Below are 18,050 nucleotides of genomic sequence, written 5' to 3'. Positions count from 1 at the left end.
AGGGTTTTCAAGATTAGGATATCACTATAAAGTTTATTTTTAAGTATCTCTAATCTTGGAATCCTTATTTTTATTTTGCAGAGAAATGTTTTAATAATTATAATATTTGTATAGTGTAGTAGGCAGGATAGATGTCATAAGGGTTGAGAAGTCAGAATAGATGAGGCTTTCAAGAGTAGGCGAAATAGATGCTTGAAGATTATGGATAAAATAATTGCTCTTTTTGACTACTTATCATTTAGCTGGGAATAATTAAATATAATTAGTATAAATTAAATGAGAGGTTAATTATGTTAAATAACAGTTTAAACCCAAAAGTAACATACATTCCAGCTAAAATAAAATCCAATAAAAGGGTAGCAGTATACTGTAGGGTTAGTATAAATCATGATTTTCAAGAAGAAAGCCTAGAAGCACAAATTAATATATAAATATGTATTGATAGATATCTCATGTTGAGTGCACGGAATATATAACAACTATAATAATTGCTATATGCTGCTTTTAAGCAGCATAAATTAGAAATATATTGACAATTGGCAGCGTATGTGCTATTCTAATATAGAGGTGAGAATATGCCCGATATAGGCCAACTGATAAAAAATAAAAGAAAAGCTGCAGGGTTGTCTCAGAAAAAATTAGGAAATGCCTGTGGATTAAGCGACAGCGAAATAATGAAAATTGAGAATGGGGTTCGTAAGAAACCGAACTGGGAGAATCTGTGCAAGATTGCTCAAGCACTTGAATTCCATCCATTTGAACTGCTTTTAGCAGCAGGATATATTTCCGAAAATGATATCCATCCGAGTACACAACTTCGTGGTCTGGAGAAATTGAGCGATAAAGACATGGAATATTTGCAGCTGCTTATAGACTTCATGATATCAAGAAAAAGCACCGATGGAATTTCAGAAGGAGGGCTGTAGTTATGCCATTTAGATTAGGTGAATTATTCTGCGGACCGGGTGGAATAGCTTGGGGGGCAATGCACGCCGATATTGGAAATCCAGAATTTATAATTACACATCAATGGGCAAATGATTATGATGCAGATACTTGTGAAACATATCGTAAAAATATTTGCCCAGATGCACCGGAGACTGTTTACCATGAAGATATTCGAAAATTTGATATGTCAAAGCTTGCTCCCATTGATGCTTTAGCGTTCGGATTTCCGTGCAACGATTATAGTGTTGTAGGTGAACAGAAAGGAATGGATGGAGTATATGGCCCGTTGTATTCATATGGTGTTAAGGCGCTGAGGCATTTTAGACCACAGTGGTTCCTGGCAGAAAATGTAGGAGGACTTAGGAACGCAAATGATGGCAGGGCATTTACGAAAATTCTAACGGAGCTGCGTAAATCAGGTTATACCATAACACCGCATTTATACAAATTTGAAGAGTACGGAGTTCCGCAGACGAGGCACAGGCTGATTATTGTAGGAATTAGAAATGATATTGATGTTGAATACAGAGTTCCGTCTGCAGCACCGTATGCAGATGCTGACAATACTTGCAGAACAGCAATTGAAGTCCCTCCTATTCCTGAAGATTCATATAATAATGAGAGGACGAGGCATTCAGAGATTGTTATCAGAAGACTGCAGCACATTCTTCCAGGACAGAACGCTTTTACAGCTGATTTACCTGAAAATCTGAGACTTAATATAACGGGTGCAAAAATCAGCCAAATTTACAAACGGCTTGACCCCAATAAACCATCCTACACGGTAACCGGAAGCGGCGGTGGCGGAACCCATATATATCATTGGGATGAAGCACGTGCATTAACAAACAGAGAACGAGCAAGACTGCAGACTTTTCCTGATACCTATAGATTTATTGGAAGCAAGGAAAGTGTCAGAAAGCAAATTGGTATGGCTGTTCCGTGCAGAGGGGCAAAAATTATCTTTGAATCTATTCTAAAAAGTTTTGCAGGGATTCCCTATGAATCAGTAGAACCTAACATTGATGAATAAAAAACAACAAAGCAGTAAGCAAGATAAAAACTTATGCTTTGTTGTTTTTTAATGTCGCTGTGCAATAATATCGTTGTAAAGTGAAGTTAAATTGGATTCAGCAACAGATTTTTTTAATTGACACTCCCAGATAACAAGGACATTCCAACCCTGCTGCTTAAGTAACTGAAAATTCTTTTTATCACGTTCAACATTCTTGTTTATCTTTTCGTACCAATACTCTTTATTTGTTGACGGCCAGACAAAACGTCCGCAGTCATGATGATGCCAAAAGCAGCCATTTACAAATATAATGGTTTTGTATTTTGGTAAAACAATATCTGGACATCCGGGAAGAGTTCGTACATTTTTTCTATATCTTAATCCGCAGGCAAATAAATATTTTCTGACAATTTCTTCTGGCTTAGAGTTTGTACTTCGAATATGGGACATGTTCATGCTGCGAACTTCTTTTGAGTGATTATCTGACATAATAAGTTTATCACCTCCTTCATATTGAGGGATGCGGAGAAAAATCCATATAATATTCTTCGTCATCGATTTTGTAAAAGGTAATATCTGTTCTTCCGTAGTTCAATAAATCTTGTTTTGTAACAAATGCACCATTTCCGAGACCTAAACGGTTTCGAAAGTATTCTCCAAGCTGAGCATTGCTAAGAGGTGTTGTAATTGCCTTGTTGTTTTGTTGCTCGACCCTTAAAAGAAGCGTGTGACTGTCGTCTGTAACAACAGTAAAATGCTGTTTGTCAAGCGGGAAGAAACCACTTCTTGCAATTTTAGCAGGAAGGTGTATATAAGCTTGGTTTCTATTTCTGCCCTTACGTTGCCCCCAATTTAAACCGGACTTTTCTCCAACATCACCTCTATTTGTAAGAAGAGATAGTGTTGTGGAAATAATACCTTCTCCAGCCAAAGTGGTTATTGGCTTACTTTCAGCATCTAGAATTTGATGTGTTGGACGGAGAACAATATGGTCTTCGACCTCTGCATGGTTACAATAGATGGAATTTGCTTCAACTTTCTCAAAAAATTTATATGCTTCTTCTGGATTACAGCATTCCACGATTTCCTTTCGAGATGGAATAAATGCATTCTGCACAAAATCAGCAGAACCTGTATATGCCTGCATTGGCAATTCACCTTTTAGCCAAATGTACAAATTTGCATGGACCGGAGGGTTTTCGCAAACATAGCTGCAGGAAAAGCTATCCACGGCATTTGGATATGCCTTGCCATGGAGTTCCTTAAAACCTTCATGTATAGGAACACTTAACCCATCGTAAGGTACCATGCCTATAAGCAATGAAATATTGACAAGGTGCATATTTTGCTCCTGAAAACTCTTTATTAGCCACGATGCCATATTAGGAGTAGCATATCCACTTAATATTAATAATGTATCTGCTCCTTGGAGTGGAGGAGCAAATAAAATTTTTTGTGCTATATTATTGGTAAACATCCATGCTTGCCCTCCTATGCTTCTGTATTATCTTCACACACATCATAATACATTGTATCGTGAGGAAGTTTAATATTTGGCACCCAGAGAGTTTTCCCGCCCCATCCCTTAGTACCAGTCACTTGATACATGGTAAGGACGACTTTATTGAGAAAAGTGCCGCCAAGTGTCCAGTCATTTGGAGATAACAACGCACCTGTGCCTTGTGCTACATTCCTTTCTCTTCTAACTACCAAAATACCCTGTCCAGCAGGCTGCTCTGAAAGAAATATGTCAATGACAGAAAGGAATGCGTCTAACTTAAAATCCGGACTGGCAATAATATGGGTCAAAATTTTCTTAATAAATCTTAAATTTACTTGGTAATAAGGTTCATTATCAGAGAAAGGCTTCAACAGCTTTGATATATCCTCTATAGAGTCATTATCAGGATAAAATGGATAATAGTTCGTTCCACCGGAGAGAATGTTGACTCGTTTATTATCAAGAACATTCTTTCTAGTTGGATTCAATCCAACTGGATAATAGATTTTAATATTATCAATTCCCTGCTCTGCTTGGGCGATTATGGCATTGTTAGTAGCATTAATATCCGCAAATAATTTATAGAGTTGTTCATTTATAAATATTTTGATCATGCCGGGGTCTCTGTCATAACCGAACATCCGGCTATGCTGCCACATAGTGTCAGCTTGAGGCTTTTTGCTTGTTCTTGTATAGTAAATTGTCTGCAGACCGGGAAAAGTAACGCCTCGACCAAGAGTATTTCCGCCAATGATAAAATTACAGCCTGCTGCATATTCAGGGCTCTCAACATCTGTCTTTCCATTCATTATAAGAACTTTTATACACTTGTTTTCCATCAAGTCCCTAGCAGTTTTATATATAATATCGAAGGAAAGTTTTTTACTTTTGTCAGGCATTAAAGCGTCGTAATGGTTTTGTAATTCGGTGATGAACTCATCATTGATATGTTCAATACACCAATTTATTTCTTTTGTGACGTCGTCAGCAAAACGCTGGTGGACAGCTTGACGTACACTCGGATGTATAAGGCAATTTGACACTTTGCCGTTGGATGCTAAAATTTGAGCAGAAACAGCTATATGTCGTATAACAACACTTCTTGTTGGTCGTTTGATTGTCTCAAGATAATCAATGCATTCAGGTTTGCCACTTGTTGGGAAGAAAAAGTCTCCACCTAAATAACCATCGCCGGGATGGAAGTAATATGTAAAATACGGATGCCATCCGGAAGCAAGTGTCTGTAGTAAGATTGCTTGAGGAGTACCGGTAACCTGTAGATATAGACTGCTTGATGCACCATTCTTTATAGAGTCCAAATACCTATTAATCGATGACTGACCATTGCGGTTTACAAGTGTATTCAAGGAAGCGGCATCTGCCTCGTCGTCAACTATAAAAAGAGGATTTCCTTTCATGAAACCCGTGGAGTTAAATATATTCGCCCACAGTCTCAGCATTCTTGAATTTTTCTTTAAGATGACAATCGCTGGCTTTACAAGGCTATTCTCAATAAACAATCCTGAGTCGTTTTCACCGCAAATACAGAAACCATCTAAATCTTCTCTGACACGCTCCAAAGTTTGCTGCTGCAAAGCAACATTGTCCGTAGTGAGCAAGATAAATGCCGGGAAACCTAAGTCGGCGGCTTTGCACATGATGCCAAACATTTGACCAGTTTTTCCAGACTGTACATTTCCAAATAATAGTCCAATCTCATGACTAGTAAATGAAAAATTGCGAATATACTGCTCGCCAACATCTTCAGCAGTTGTTAAAATAGATTCCGCCAATTTTACATTGCCTCGGTCTGTAATCTTTTGAAGGTATGTTTTTAAGTATTGCATAGTTTAACCTCTCATTCGTTAGTAGTTGTTTCAAATGATAAAACCCATACATCAAGTTCAGAGCCGTCTTCGTCCAATGCTTTCTGGTCAGTTTTAGAAAGCACAAGGCTATCGCAGCCATATGCCTGCAGCATTTCTTTCGTAATCATGCCCTTACGGTCTGTATCAGCTTGAGTATCATTCACAGGTTTTACAAGTCCTGCAGCCGCAAGTCTGCCCTTAATCCAACGGCCAAGAATAAGTTCATCTCCAACAGCACTGAACTGTTTATTGCCATCACTTGTAGTATGAGCTTTAAACCAATAGCCGTCATCGGTAACAACAAAGAAAGTTTTGTTCTTTTCAGGGTATCCCTCGGAGCGAGTTATCTCTTTGCTCACGGTCAACTGGGTCTCATACCAATCACGGGATTTTCTCCTGCTTCTCGGTGCGGCATAGCTAACGTTAATATTTGATTTTGTAAAATGCTTGCCATCGTCCATGTGTCGCTCTTTGTAAGCAGGAACTTTTAACGGCAACACAAAAGAAACACCTGTTTTATGCTGTGCATAAAGCTGTACACCAGTTTGGGGAATTTGTGTTACCATATCAATACCGCTAAGTGATGTGTTAATTTCCCTGATTATTGGCATTCTCGTTATGCTGGCAATATTATCTGAGCAATTCTGCATTTTTAGCCTCTCTATAAAATCTGCAATTTCTCTGCATTCATTAGCATCATCAGTAATTGATGAGATTTCATACTGTCGGCGGTTATTTGCATCTAATTTGATTACACCTAAGTTTGCAGAACCAATGATAGCTGAAAAAGGTTGTCCATCCTTATAGAAACAGTATAATTTACCGTGGTACTTAAATGCCTTTACAATCTTAATTTCGCCAATGCCCGCCTCTCTCCATTTTTTATTCAGTTCAAGCACAGCATTGTATGATCCTTCCGGCATTCCTTCGATGAAGTACATACCAATAGTAAGGCATATACTGGATATATTGAGTTCTTCGACCAGGCGGCCTAGTTCTTCCAAGGCTACACGGGAGATGTATCCAACCGCAATTTCAACTCGGTCTGACTTTGCAATTTGTTGGTTAAAGCAGTCAATAATTGTTTCTTGACCCTGTAATGTAGCAAGCGGCAGGATATTTGAATACAACAGTTTCATTAGCTCACTCCTTTGTGTTTAATGGGTTTCCTCAGTTTTTTCAATTTCCATAATGTCTGAAATATCACAGTTAAGAGCCTTACATACTTTTATTAAAATGTCAGTATTAACATTCTCGTTTTTTCCGAGTTTAGCCATTGAAGCAGTACTAATACCAGAGGCTTCTCTTAAGTCCTTTTTTTTCATGTCTTTATCAATTAGAAGTTTCCAAAGCTTTTTATAACTTATGGACATAATGCCACCTCACCTTAGTTACTCATTTTAGTTACAAAATAAAGTTTATCACAAAATTAGCGATGTAACAATTAAAATTCATGAATGCAAAATAAACATTGAGATAGGTGTAACATATGCTATAATTTACCTATAAACTAATGTTTGAATGTTTGAAACAATGAAAATTATTAAAGATATTAATTTCATATGGAGTGAGGAGGGAATGTCTTGGCAGGTAATCGTTCTTTTAAAGATTATGTGACTGATAGATTCTATAATGAATTATTTACTGCCATACAAAGTTACACTGCAGATAACTACGATGACTTAGACTTAAGGTTATATAGAGTTCGAAACATCGGTGGCATAGAAATGTCAGATATAGAGGTAAAGTTTGTATCTGTTAATGATTTGCCGGATATGAAAATAGACTTTGATGTTGCTGTTGAAGCTGAACTAGAGGTCCGGGAGTCAGATTATCACTATGATGAATCCGAAAATTGTAGGCAGTGGTTTATGCTGAAGTGTTCTGGAGATCTGGATTGCAATTTGGATGATTTTACAATCTCCAGTGTAACAGAGTATACCAGCAAAAATAAACAGTCAAAACCTATGTCGGACTCTCTTGTCCCTATTATTAATAAAGAACAACTAGAGTCTGTTGCTACAGACTTCCTTCGTAGAAATTACCCAGAAGCATTAAAAACCCCAATGGCAGTTGAACCACAAGTGTTGACAGAAAAAATGGGCCTTACAGTAGAAATGAGAGAGATTACAAAAGATTTCTCTACTTTTGGACAGATATACTTTCATGACTGTGATGCAGAATTTTATAATAAAAACAGCGATGAAATGCTGCAGACCCATGTGGATGCCAGTACTATATTTGTGGATCCAAAAGCGTACTTTCTTCGTAATCTTGGATCAGTCAATAACACCATTGTGCACGAGTGCGTTCATTGGGACAAACATAGGAAAGCATTTGAATTGGAGCGATTATATAACAGCAGTGCTAGTAAAATTAAGTGTCAAGTAGTAGGTGGTATAAAAGATAACATTAGAGATGCAACTGACTGGATGGAGTGGCAGGCAAATGCACTTGCGCCGAGGATTCAAATGCCATTAGTTATGTTTAAAACAAAGGCTTTTGAATTTATCAAGCAGTTCCGAGCTGAACTTGGAACATCTGAACTTATAGATGTAATGGAACCAGTTATTGATGCATTAGCAACATTCTTCTGTGTATCAAGGTTAGCAGCTAAAATTCGCATGATTGATGCTGGATATGAAGAGGCTATAGGTACTTTTACTTACATTGATGGTCATTATGTCAAGCCACACAGATTCAAGAAAGGCACATTGCAAAGAAATCAAACTTTTTCAATTGGTGTAATAGATGCTGCGATTGAAAGTATGATTAATCCTCAACTGAGTTCTATTGGAGCAGATGGTATTTATCAATATGTAGATTCACATTTTGTTTTAAATAATCAAAAATACTTAACACAAGATGCTAATGGGCTTATAGTATTAACTAATTATGTACTAAATCATATGGACGAGTGCTGCTTGATTTTTGATTTATCAGTAAAGGCTGGTTATAGAGAAAAATACCATAGTGAATGTTATCTTAATAGAGATGCCGCATCAAGTATTGTTTTTGAGGCACATTTCTCTTCTGAAAATGAGGATAATTTAAACCACACAGAAATGATTAAGCAATACAATGCTGATTTGTTGTCAGTGGCTCGTAAGCTACCAATGAATTTTTCAGGAGCGTTGGATGCTCTTATCGAATGGTCTGAGATGACGGAAGAGGAACTTGCTGAAGCTGCTGAAATGAGTGAAAAGACAATACAGCGACTTAGAAATAATGAACCAGATAATGTAACCATTGAAACAGTAGTACAGCTTTGTATTGGGATGAAATTGCCACCAATGTTAAGTAATTGTCTATTGAGAGTTTCTGGGAAATCCTTTATGATGACAGAACAGCACCTGATGTATCAGTTTCTGTTGAATTCCTGTTATACGAAGACCATATATGAGTGCAATGATATGTTGGTATCACAGGATTTGAAACCACTTGGCAAGCAAAATAGAGTTGCTTAGAAAATTTCATAATAATTTTCATTGTAGCCGGACATAGGATGTCTGGTTGCATTTTCCATAGGGGGGAGTAATTTTGGGGAAATATGATATTGGAAAAAAGCAAAGTAGGTTATGCCAGCTGACCTTTATAGAACTGTGTAAAGAATTGGTAAATGAATATGAAGATAAATATCCGAATGATGAGAATAAATGGAGAAACCCAGAAACATTGTGGAAACTGTTCAAAAATGATGATGAGTCTGGATTGATAGATAAACTGAAACGCTGTTTGCATTTTGACATTGAAGCTATAGCAGAAAAAAGTAATGCCGAAAAGTTTGATGAACTAAAACTACTGAAACTTTTATATTATATAGAAAAGTCTGGAGAACCAAAATACAAACCGTTGGATAATAAGGATTTGAAAATACAAATTACTGACATTCTTGCCAAACCAAGGCTTGAAAATATTATGACAGATTATTCTGAAAAGAGTGTTTATGGTAGCATTTTTAGCGAGATGTTTGATAAAGTACGGAGTGAAATCACTGATGCTGATGTACGAGATAAGAAAATAGAAGCAATAAATATGCATTGGGAATATATCACAGGAAAGATATTTGATTATGTTATTTCCGATAGAGCCTTAGATGAGCCAGAAAATGCAATCCGAGAATTAGAGAGAATTGATCGTTTCTTGAATGAGAATGTACTCGGGAGATTGTCAACAACCTATCCTTCATCCATATCTAATAAGGAAGGGGTTATGAATACATTCTATAATATTCTTGTTTGTCATAAACTGATGTGTAATGAGGCAGACAGATTGAACATCAACTATCGTATTTGTATTGAAGAACCTCCTGAGGATGAATATATAAAGAATTTTAGAAAATGGGAGGGCTGTGAAGTAAAGTGGGAGTTATTTCCCATAATTCAAAAACGTCTTGATGGGGAAATTGAAGATTCGGATGCTGATATAGTTCTTTATTTTATTTCATATGGTCAACTGATTGAAGATTCTGACTTGAAGAATTATAAATTTGCATTTAAGCATTTTAGAACAGTTCTTGAGTGGTGGATTGCAAAAAACGAAGATATTGATGTTTCAAATGGAGTTGCATTAGATACTCTTGCAGTAATCATACAAGAGATGGTTTCTGTGAAGAAGAATAAAGAAGGATTCCGTAATGATTATTATGGCTACAATAATCCAAATCGGTCACTCTCAGTAGCAGTTACAAAGCCTAAAGAGGCTGAGGCTGTTGCAGTGCAAGCTTGGAAGAAAAAGATAGAAAACAGAGTAGCGGTAAATTTTGGAGCATATGATTTAATCAAGAAAAAGCGTCAAGTAGAGAATACAATTTATAAAATTAAGCAGTTCGTTTATTCCTATCAAAACTTGGAAGATTTAGAATTTTCGAATGATGTACTCTATCATTTCGTTGCTCGCTCTGTTGTAAGCCGCGACCTTGCAAGGTTCATAGGGAATAGGTTTGCTGATAAAATCTATAGTCAGCTAAAGGGAAATGCAAGAAGAGTCAGATTTATTATGTGGCCAGAGGCGGTAAATGTTTATGATATGTTTAGAGAATTTACCGTGGACAAATATAATATCGAGGATTTAGTGGTAGCAGATTTAGCAAAACAGATTAATGAATTCTACCAAGAAGATAGCACAGTCATTTCAAGAGGTATGAGATGTGATTTTGAGGTATGTACTAGTAAAACGGATTATAGAGATTTTCTTTTGACATTTACAGTTAACAGATACAATAATCAGTTTGAATATCAACAGTTTGTAGAAGTATGTCCAGATGAGGATATCGATAGAATGAGAAATCTCGGCTTAGAAAAATTTGCTAATAATAACTATCCGATGTTTTTTTAGGGGAATTACTCCCGTTACAAAATTTTATAAAAGGTACAATGAGAGCCATGAAGACAAGTAAAGTAAGCTTGTTTTCATGGCTCTTTTTGTTTGGGTGAAGTACAGCTGACGGACATAGCATGTCCGAGAAAAATAGCTTGCTCATCGCTATACTTATAATCGAGCAGAAAAAACTGTTCAATTAAAATCAATATCACAAGGCCTGATTAGCTATAGGGCATTGGGATACAAATATCGGAACCTTCGCAGCGAAAGCTGTGAAAGGTGCGATAGAGGTACCCTTTATTTCTTATGGTCTAATCAGGCTTTTTTTGAGTCAGTACTTCTAAAGCACCAACGTATAGTTGTATTCCTTGCCCTTCTGTAAGAAACAGGCAGAAAGGACAAGAGAATGAAATTAAAGATTCGTTATGAACAAAAGTACGAAATAGTGGAGGTTAACAGTGAAGAGATGTGGGTCAGCTTGTCACTTGAAGGTAGCGAAGACCTAACTCAGGAAGAAAAGGAAACTCTTATTCAAGATACTTTTGAGGAGCAATTCAATAAACCGGAATACAATAACTGGCATAAGTTCGACCGCCATCGAGGGAACCTGAAAAAGCAGTTCAGAAAAGATGATGAAGATGCTGATGACAGTGATGGAATGGATACAGTAGCAGATAATTCGCAGGAAGAAAAATTAAATCGCCAATATGAATATGAGGATTTGTGCCAAAAACTCCGTGAGGTATTGAAATCGGAATACGCTGAAGTCATCATTGCTGTTTGTTTAGAGGAAAAGACCCCGGAAGAATATGCAGCAGAAATAGGTGAAAAAAGAGATATGGTGTACAAGCGTTTGCAGAGAGCCAAGAAAAAATATCAAGAAATTTTATAAAAGTGTCCAATCTGACCCTCACTCAAGGCTATTAGGTGAGGGTCGACCTCAATTAAATTTTAGGAGGTAATTCTTATGAGCGAATTACAGATTTTTAAGAATGCGGAGTTTGGCTCTATTCGTACACTTGTGATTAATGATGAGCCGTATTTTGTAGGTAAAGATGTAGCAGAAAGCCTTGGTTACAGTAATACAAAGGATGCACTTGCTACTCATGTTGATGCTGAAGATAAGATGGTAATCCAAAGGTCGGAAAATACGACCTTTGAAATTCCAAACCGAGGATTGACAGTTATCAACGAAAGTGGTCTTTACAGTCTTGTATTTTCAAGCAAGGTACAGAATGCTAAAAAATTTAAGCGTTGGGTTACATCAGAGGTTCTTCCTGCTATTAGAAAGCATGGCATCTATGCAGTAGATGAATTGCTTAATGACCCAGATATGTTGATTGCAGCACTTACAAAACTGAAAGCAGAGCGTGAAAAGACTAATGCACTTATGGCTACGGTGGCTGTTCAGAATCAGCAGATTGTGGAGATGAAACCGAAAGCCAGTTACTACGATGTAGTACTTAACTGCAAAGACCTTGTTGCTATTTCCGTGATTGCTAAAGACTACGGCTGGAGTGCCAATAGAATGAATCAGTATCTTCACGATAAGGGTATTCAGTACAAGCAGGGCAATAAAATATGGCTCTTGTATCAGAAGTACGCAGAGGTGGGTTACACAAGTACCAAAACCCACAGTTATCCCGGAAGTGACGGAACAATGCATACCAAGGTTCATACTTATTGGACACAACAGGGACGCTTGTTCATCTATGGACTTTTAAAGGCAGATGGTATTTTGCCTACGATGGAACAGGAGGATTAAACTTATGTCAATTAATAAATACAATACAGAGGGTTATTACGCCCCTGTTACTTATGAGGCATTAATGAAAATTGAAAAGGAAGAGCGAGCAGCACGAAAGGTTGCCGCTTTTCGCCCTATGGTGTATATTTGCAGTCCTTATTCCGGGAATATCGAAAAAAATACAGCAAATGCAAGAATGTACTCAAGATTTGCTGTGGCAAAGAAAAACATACCATTTGCACCACATCTGTTGTTGCCTCAGTATATTTCAGAGGGGCATGAGCGTGGACTTGCTATGTTTATGAATAAGGTGTTTCTCGGTAAATGTGATGAATTATGGGTGTTCGGAAGTGAAGTATCTGCAGGAATGTCTGAAGAAATAGAACAGGCAGGAAAAATGAGAAAGAAAATAAGATATTTCACGGCAGAATTACAGGAGGTGTCGCAATGATAAAGTTAACGATTTATATGGCAGACTGCGTTGGCGGTCTGTCTAACTGTATTTATCCAAATAAAAATATTATTACGGATGAGCAGTCAATGAGAGCTGCAATGCAGCATGACCATGTAACGGCAGAGTATAAGGATAATTACCGTAGCAATTCCAACTTTATCAGTGCCGACAATGTTCCTCTTGATTGCGACAATGACCATAGTGATAACTCGGATGAATGGATTACTCCGTTTGAAGTTGCAATGGCATTTCCGGATGTGTCCTTTGTGGCTGTATATAGCAGAAAGCATATGAAGGTAAAAGACGAAAAGTCTGCACGTCCAAGATTTCATGTGTATTTTGTGATACCAGCTGTTACAGATTCCAAGGAATATGCATCACTAAAAAAGAGAATTACAGCTGCTTTCCCCTACTTTGACAGTAATGCTCTTGATAGTGCAAGGCTGCTTTTTGGTGTTACAAATCCAGAAGTGGAGTTTTATGAGGGCAGAAGAACTATTGTAGATTTTCTTGATGATCTGGACTTTGAAGAATGGGATAATCAGCAAAGCCAAGTTCCGCAGGGAAAGCGTAATAATACCATGTCACACTATGCTGGAAAAATCATCAAACGCTATGGGGATACCGAGGAGGCATATCAGTTATATTTGCAAAAAGCTGAAAAATGCAATCCTCCCCTTGAGAACGCTGAACTGAAAACTATATGGAATAGTGCCTTAAAGTTTGGTGCAAAGGTATCTGCGCAGGAAGGATATATTCCACCAGAGCAGTATAATGCAGGTTTTCAATTAGAACCGGAAGATTACTCTGATGTGGGACAGGCAGTTGTGCTATCAAGGGAATATTATAACCGTTTAAGATACTCTCCATCTACAGGATACCTTGTATATAACGGTAGTTTTTGGGAAGAGTCAGACCCTTTGTCGCAGGAGGTGGCACAGGAGCTAACCACAAGACAGCTTGCCGAGGCGCAGGTTGAAATTAAAAAAAGACTAAAGGAAATGGAGCAAAACGGTGCCTTTGAGATACTGGCACAGATGGGTGCGAAAAAAGCTGTTTCAGCATTTAATGAAGTTCAGGTACATTCCTTTGAACTGTATGAGGATGCCATCAATTATAAGAAATATGCCATCAAAAGACGTGACTCAAAATACATCTCATCGGCACTAAAGGAAGTAAGACCGATGGTAGGTATTATGCAGAACCTACTTGATGAAAATGAGTTTTTACTTAACGCTCCCAGTGTCACTTATGACCTTAGAAAAGGCATCAGCGAAGTTAGAAATCATGAGGCACTTGACTATATTACAAAGCAGACTGCAGTGGATGCAACCGATATGGTTGCGAAATTGTGGGAGGATGCTCTTGATACATTTTTCTGTGGAGATAAGGACCTAATTGATTATGTTCAGAAAATCGTGGGTTTGTCTGCTATCGGAAAGGTATATGTGGAGGCTCTTATTATTGCCTATGGTGAGGGCCGAAACGGAAAATCTACTTTCTGGAATGTGGTATCCCGTGTACTTGGTAGTTATAGTGGTAATATTTCTGCTGATGTATTAACGGTAGGATGCAAAAGAAATGTAAAGCCGGAACTTGCGGAGGCGAAGGGTAAAAGACTTTTAATTGCAGCAGAACTGGAGGAAGGGATGCGACTTAATACCTCCAATGTAAAACAACTTTGCTCCACGGATGAAATCTACGCAGAGAAAAAATACAAAGCACCTTTTTCCTATATTCCAAACCATACGCTTGTGCTTTATACCAACCACCTGCCAAAGGTTGGTGCCATCGATAAAGGTACATGGCGAAGACTGATTGTTATTCCCTTTGAGGCGAAGATTGAAGGCAGTGCAGATGTAAAGAATTTTGCAGATTATCTGTTTGAGAATGCGGGTGGTGCTATTTTATCTTGGGTAATCCAGGGTGCGAAAAAAGTGATCCAAGAAAACTTCAATATTGAACCTCCTCAGAAGGTTAAGGACGCTATTCATAAATACAAGGAAAATAATGACTGGATGTCCCACTTTTTGATGGAGTGCTGTGAAGTGGATGAAGGTTATACGGCAAAATCAGGAGAGGTTTATAACTCATACCGTGCATATTGTACGCAGGTGGGTGACTTTATTCGTAGCACAGCTGATTTTTACACAGCCTTGGAAAGCAGCGGTTTCGACCGTAAAAAGACCCGAGATTGCAACCTGATCATTGGATTAAGATTAAAGTCAGATTTCTTGGAATAAAGCCATTTTTCTTAAAGTGTGGAGGTCTATGGAGGTCTTTTATATAACTATTCTTAGAAGTAAAAAATAATGATATATATAAAGTTATGGAAATACACTCCAATGACCTCCACACTAAAATAAATATGATGGAGGTAGTGCATTTGAGAGAAAAAGAAATAGAGCAGAAATTGGTATCAGCAGTAAAAATGATGGGTGGCATTTGTCCGAAGTTCACATCTCCGGGATTTGATGGTATGCCAGACCGATTGGTGCTTTTACCAAAGGGCAAGTTCGCCTTTGTTGAATTAAAAGCAAAAGGTAAGAAAATGAGACCACTGCAAGTAAAGAGAAAAAGACAGCTGGAACAGTTAGGATTTTTGGTTTACTGCATAGATGATGCCAGTCAGATTGGAGGAATTTTAAGTGAAATACAATCCTCATGATTATCAAAGATTTGTAACTAAATTCATATTAGAAAATCCTATCGCAGCAGTACTACTTGATATGGGTTTAGGTAAAAGTGTAATAACACTTACTGCAATATTTGATCTTTGCCTTGATAGCTTTGAAGTTTCAAAGGTCTTAGTTATTGCACCACTTAGAGTTGCCAGAGATACATGGCCTGCGGAAATAAAAAAGTGGAACCACCTTAAAGGGCTTACTTACTCAGTTGCTATCGGCAGTGGAATACAGCGAAAATCAGCACTTATGCAAAAAGCAAATATATATCTTATCAATCGTGAAAATGTAGACTGGCTGATAAATGAAAGTGGTCTGACTTTTGACTACGATATGGTTGTAATTGATGAATTATCGTCATTTAAGTCTTATCAGGCAAAAAGATTTAAAAGTTTATTGAAAGTAAGACCTAAAGTAAAACGTATTGTTGGACTGACAGGAACTCCAAGCAGTAACGGCTTAATGGACTTATGGGCAGAGTTTAGACTTCTTGATATGGGAAAAAGGCTGGGTAGATTTATAACCCACTATCGAAGCAATTTCTTTGACCCAGATAAGAGAAATCAACATATTGTGTTTAGCTATAAACCCAAAGTTGGTGTAGAAGATGCAATTTATCGCCTTATTTCGGATATTACCATTTCTATGAAAAGCACAGATTATTTAAAAATGCCGGAATGTGTTATAAATGAGGTTGGTGTAACACTTTCAGAAAAAGAACAAAAAGCCTATAACAGCTTAAAGCAAGATTTAGTGCTATCGCTTAAAGGTGAAGGAATAGATGCAGTGAATGCTGCAGCCTTATCAAATAAACTTTGTCAAATGGCAAATGGTGCTGTGTACAGTGAGGACAAGCGAGTATTTGAAATACATGATAAAAAGCTAGATGCATTAGAAGATTTAATAGAATCAGCAAATGGAAAACCTGTGCTTGTGGCTTACTGGTTTAAACATGATTTAGAAAGAATTGAAAAGAGATTTAAAGTTCGTGAAATAAAAACTTCAGCAGATATAACGGATTGGAACAATGGAGAAATAGAAGTAGCAGTAATTCATCCAGCATCAGCAGGACATGGACTTAATTTGCAAGCTGGTGGTTCAACTTTGATATGGTTTGGGCTTACTTGGAGTTTGGAATTATACCAACAAACCAATGCAAGATTGTGGAGACAAGGTCAAAATGAAACAGTAGTTATTCATCACATTATTACTAAAGGAACAATTGATGAAGATGTGATGAAAGCTTTAAAGCGAAAAGGAAAAGTGCAGTCAGATTTAATAGATGCAGTAAAGGCTAAGCTAAAGGGGGATAAAAATTATGAATGAAAACTGCTTTGCATATAAAAACAGCAGGTGTAAAATTCTTAAAAGTACACAGTGTGTTAATAATAGTTGTTCATTCTTCAAGACTGAAGAGGAGCAAGAAGAAAGCCTTAATAAAGCATATGCTCGTATTGCTTCACTAGATAAGGCAATTCAAAAAAGCATTGCTGATACTTATTACAATGGCAAAGTGCCCTGGCTGAAAGGCGGTGATAAATAATGACTGCTAAAGAATACTTAGCACAGGCCTATCGTATAGACCAGAGAATTAATAGTAAACTTGAGCAGATAGTTTCCTTAAGGGCATTAGCTACAAAAGCTACATCCACATTAAGTGATACACCTCCAAGTGGCACTCGTAATGTGCATTCTATGGAGGACACAATAGCAAAAATGGTGGATTTAGAGAATGAAATATATGTGGATATAGATGCATTAGTTGATTTGAAAAGGGAATTTGTATTTATTATAAAAAAGATTAGCAACCCGGAATACCAAACATTGCTAGAACTTAGATATCTTTGTTTTAAGACGTGGGATCAGATAGCAGTAGAGATGGGATATGACTTACGTTATATTCATAAACTTCATGGAAAGGCATTAGAAAATTGTGGGGTAAATTTAAAAGAGGACACTAAAAGACACTGAAAGACACCCTAGCAAAATGATATAGTTATAATAGAAACGTAGAAAGAAAATCCCAAAAGTCATCGCAACAAATTGTGGTGGCTTTTTATATTGATAAAAATGAGGTGAACCATTTGCCAAGAAAACCAGCTAAACCTTGTAGTTACCCGGGTTGTCCTGAACTTACTAATGAAAGGTATTGTACCAAACATCAAAAAGAAATAGAAAGTAAGTACAACAAGACAAGCAGACCTTTTAAGAAACTCTACAACAGCAGGTGGTATAAGTTAAGAAAGCAGTTTCTTTTAAAGCATCCTCTTTGTGAAGAATGTAAAAGAGAAGGAGTAGTTACTGCTGCAGAAGTAGTTGACCACGTTATATCTCACAAAGGCAATGAACAACTCTTTTGGGATGAAAGCAATTGGCAATCTCTATGTAAGCATCATCATGATATAAAGACTGCAAAGGAAGAGGGTAGATTTGGAAACAAGAATGAAGTTTATTCTTATCCATGGAAGAAGGAGTGAATGAAAATCTAATGTGAAAGGGTAAGGGGCATAT

At 37.2% G+C, this 18,050-nt stretch carries 19 protein-coding genes; 14 read left to right on the top strand and 5 right to left on the bottom strand.

Annotation, left to right across the window (positions count from 1 at the left end; genetic code table 11):
- Positions 1 to 290: 290 nt before the first annotated feature.
- The 3 genes from BS101_RS22880 (at position 291) to BS101_RS15095 (ending at position 1,981) form a co-directional block, all read left to right on the top strand.
- On the top strand, positions 291 to 431 hold the full coding sequence (locus BS101_RS22880) for a hypothetical protein (protein WP_156876062.1): 141 nt from the start codon (positions 291 to 293) through the stop codon (positions 429 to 431).
- A 144-nt stretch (positions 432 to 575) separates the two neighbouring features.
- On the top strand, positions 576 to 926 hold the full coding sequence (locus tag BS101_RS15100) for a helix-turn-helix domain-containing protein (RefSeq protein WP_073539576.1): 351 nt from the start codon (positions 576 to 578) through the stop codon (positions 924 to 926).
- A 2-nt stretch (positions 927 to 928) separates the two neighbouring features.
- The gene (locus BS101_RS15095) at positions 929 to 1,981 is read left to right on the top strand and encodes a DNA cytosine methyltransferase (RefSeq protein ID WP_073539575.1); all 1,053 of its coding nucleotides are present in this window, start codon (positions 929 to 931) and stop codon (positions 1,979 to 1,981) included.
- Positions 1,982 to 2,029: 48 nt separating this feature from the next.
- Here BS101_RS15095 and BS101_RS15090 read toward each other — a convergent pair whose 3' ends face one another.
- Genes BS101_RS15090 through BS101_RS15070 form a run of 5 tightly spaced genes read right to left on the bottom strand, consistent with a single transcriptional unit; the run spans position 2,030 to position 6,705 of the window.
- Complete coding sequence (locus tag BS101_RS15090; RefSeq protein ID WP_073539574.1) at positions 2,030 to 2,452, bottom strand: very short patch repair endonuclease; 423 nt, start codon at positions 2,450 to 2,452, stop codon at positions 2,030 to 2,032.
- A 19-nt stretch (positions 2,453 to 2,471) separates the two neighbouring features.
- Positions 2,472 to 3,440 (bottom strand): restriction endonuclease PLD domain-containing protein, encoded by a 969-nt coding sequence (locus BS101_RS15085; RefSeq protein ID WP_073539573.1) that lies wholly within the window; start codon positions 3,438 to 3,440, stop codon positions 2,472 to 2,474.
- Between the two features lie 14 nt (positions 3,441 to 3,454).
- Positions 3,455 to 5,311 carry a Z1 domain-containing protein gene (locus BS101_RS15080; protein WP_073539572.1) on the bottom strand — a complete coding sequence of 619 codons (1,857 nt, stop codon included), beginning with the start codon at positions 5,309 to 5,311 and terminating at the stop codon, positions 3,455 to 3,457.
- Between the two features lie 11 nt (positions 5,312 to 5,322).
- The gene (locus tag BS101_RS15075) at positions 5,323 to 6,471 is read right to left on the bottom strand and encodes a restriction endonuclease PLD domain-containing protein (protein WP_073539571.1); all 1,149 of its coding nucleotides are present in this window, start codon (positions 6,469 to 6,471) and stop codon (positions 5,323 to 5,325) included.
- An 18-nt stretch (positions 6,472 to 6,489) separates the two neighbouring features.
- Positions 6,490 to 6,705 carry a helix-turn-helix domain-containing protein gene (locus BS101_RS15070; protein ID WP_073539570.1) on the bottom strand — a complete coding sequence of 72 codons (216 nt, stop codon included), beginning with the start codon at positions 6,703 to 6,705 and terminating at the stop codon, positions 6,490 to 6,492.
- 210 nt (positions 6,706 to 6,915) lie between these two features.
- On the opposite strand from BS101_RS15070, the gene BS101_RS15065 reads away from it, so the two are divergent.
- The 11 genes from BS101_RS15065 to BS101_RS15015 all read left to right on the top strand — a co-directional run bounded on the left by BS101_RS15065 (position 6,916) and on the right by BS101_RS15015 (position 18,016).
- Positions 6,916 to 8,799 carry an ImmA/IrrE family metallo-endopeptidase gene (locus BS101_RS15065; RefSeq protein WP_073539569.1) on the top strand — a complete coding sequence of 628 codons (1,884 nt, stop codon included), beginning with the start codon at positions 6,916 to 6,918 and terminating at the stop codon, positions 8,797 to 8,799.
- A gap of 73 nt (positions 8,800 to 8,872) precedes the next feature.
- A complete protein-coding gene (locus BS101_RS15060) occupies positions 8,873 to 10,669 on the top strand; it encodes a hypothetical protein (protein WP_073539568.1) in 1,797 nt (598 codons plus the stop codon).
- Between the two features lie 391 nt (positions 10,670 to 11,060).
- Positions 11,061 to 11,546: a hypothetical protein gene (locus BS101_RS15055; protein ID WP_073539567.1), complete on the top strand. Its 486-nt coding sequence runs from the start codon at positions 11,061 to 11,063 to the stop codon at positions 11,544 to 11,546.
- 75 nt (positions 11,547 to 11,621) lie between these two features.
- Positions 11,622 to 12,419 carry a phage antirepressor KilAC domain-containing protein gene (locus tag BS101_RS15050; RefSeq protein ID WP_073539566.1) on the top strand — a complete coding sequence of 266 codons (798 nt, stop codon included), beginning with the start codon at positions 11,622 to 11,624 and terminating at the stop codon, positions 12,417 to 12,419.
- A gap of 4 nt (positions 12,420 to 12,423) precedes the next feature.
- Positions 12,424 to 12,852: a DUF4406 domain-containing protein gene (locus BS101_RS15045; RefSeq protein ID WP_073539565.1), complete on the top strand. Its 429-nt coding sequence runs from the start codon at positions 12,424 to 12,426 to the stop codon at positions 12,850 to 12,852.
- On the top strand, positions 12,849 to 15,098 hold the full coding sequence (locus tag BS101_RS15040) for a phage/plasmid primase, P4 family (protein ID WP_073539564.1): 2,250 nt from the start codon (positions 12,849 to 12,851) through the stop codon (positions 15,096 to 15,098). Before BS101_RS15045 ends, BS101_RS15040 begins: the two co-directional genes overlap by 4 nt.
- 143 nt (positions 15,099 to 15,241) lie before the next feature.
- On the top strand, positions 15,242 to 15,523 hold the full coding sequence (locus tag BS101_RS15035) for a VRR-NUC domain-containing protein (RefSeq protein ID WP_073539563.1): 282 nt from the start codon (positions 15,242 to 15,244) through the stop codon (positions 15,521 to 15,523).
- Positions 15,504 to 16,865, top strand: a complete 1,362-nt coding sequence (locus BS101_RS15030) for an SNF2-related protein (RefSeq protein ID WP_073539562.1) — start codon at positions 15,504 to 15,506, stop codon at positions 16,863 to 16,865. The genes BS101_RS15035 and BS101_RS15030 overlap by 20 nt, the downstream gene beginning before the upstream one ends.
- A complete protein-coding gene (locus BS101_RS15025) occupies positions 16,858 to 17,082 on the top strand; it encodes a hypothetical protein (protein WP_073539561.1) in 225 nt (74 codons plus the stop codon). Before BS101_RS15030 ends, BS101_RS15025 begins: the two co-directional genes overlap by 8 nt.
- The gene (locus BS101_RS15020; protein ID WP_073539560.1) at positions 17,082 to 17,510 is read left to right on the top strand and encodes a DUF1492 domain-containing protein; all 429 of its coding nucleotides are present in this window, start codon (positions 17,082 to 17,084) and stop codon (positions 17,508 to 17,510) included. The genes BS101_RS15025 and BS101_RS15020 overlap by 1 nt, the downstream gene beginning before the upstream one ends.
- A gap of 113 nt (positions 17,511 to 17,623) precedes the next feature.
- A complete protein-coding gene (locus tag BS101_RS15015) occupies positions 17,624 to 18,016 on the top strand; it encodes an HNH endonuclease (RefSeq protein ID WP_073539559.1) in 393 nt (130 codons plus the stop codon).
- The last annotated feature ends 34 nt before the right edge of the window (positions 18,017 to 18,050 follow it).

Source organism: Clostridium kluyveri, from assembly GCF_001902295.1.
GTDB classification, from domain to species: Bacteria; Bacillota; Clostridia; order Clostridiales; family Clostridiaceae; genus Clostridium_B; species Clostridium_B kluyveri_B.
This window is presented reverse-complemented; position numbering and strand designations above follow the sequence as displayed.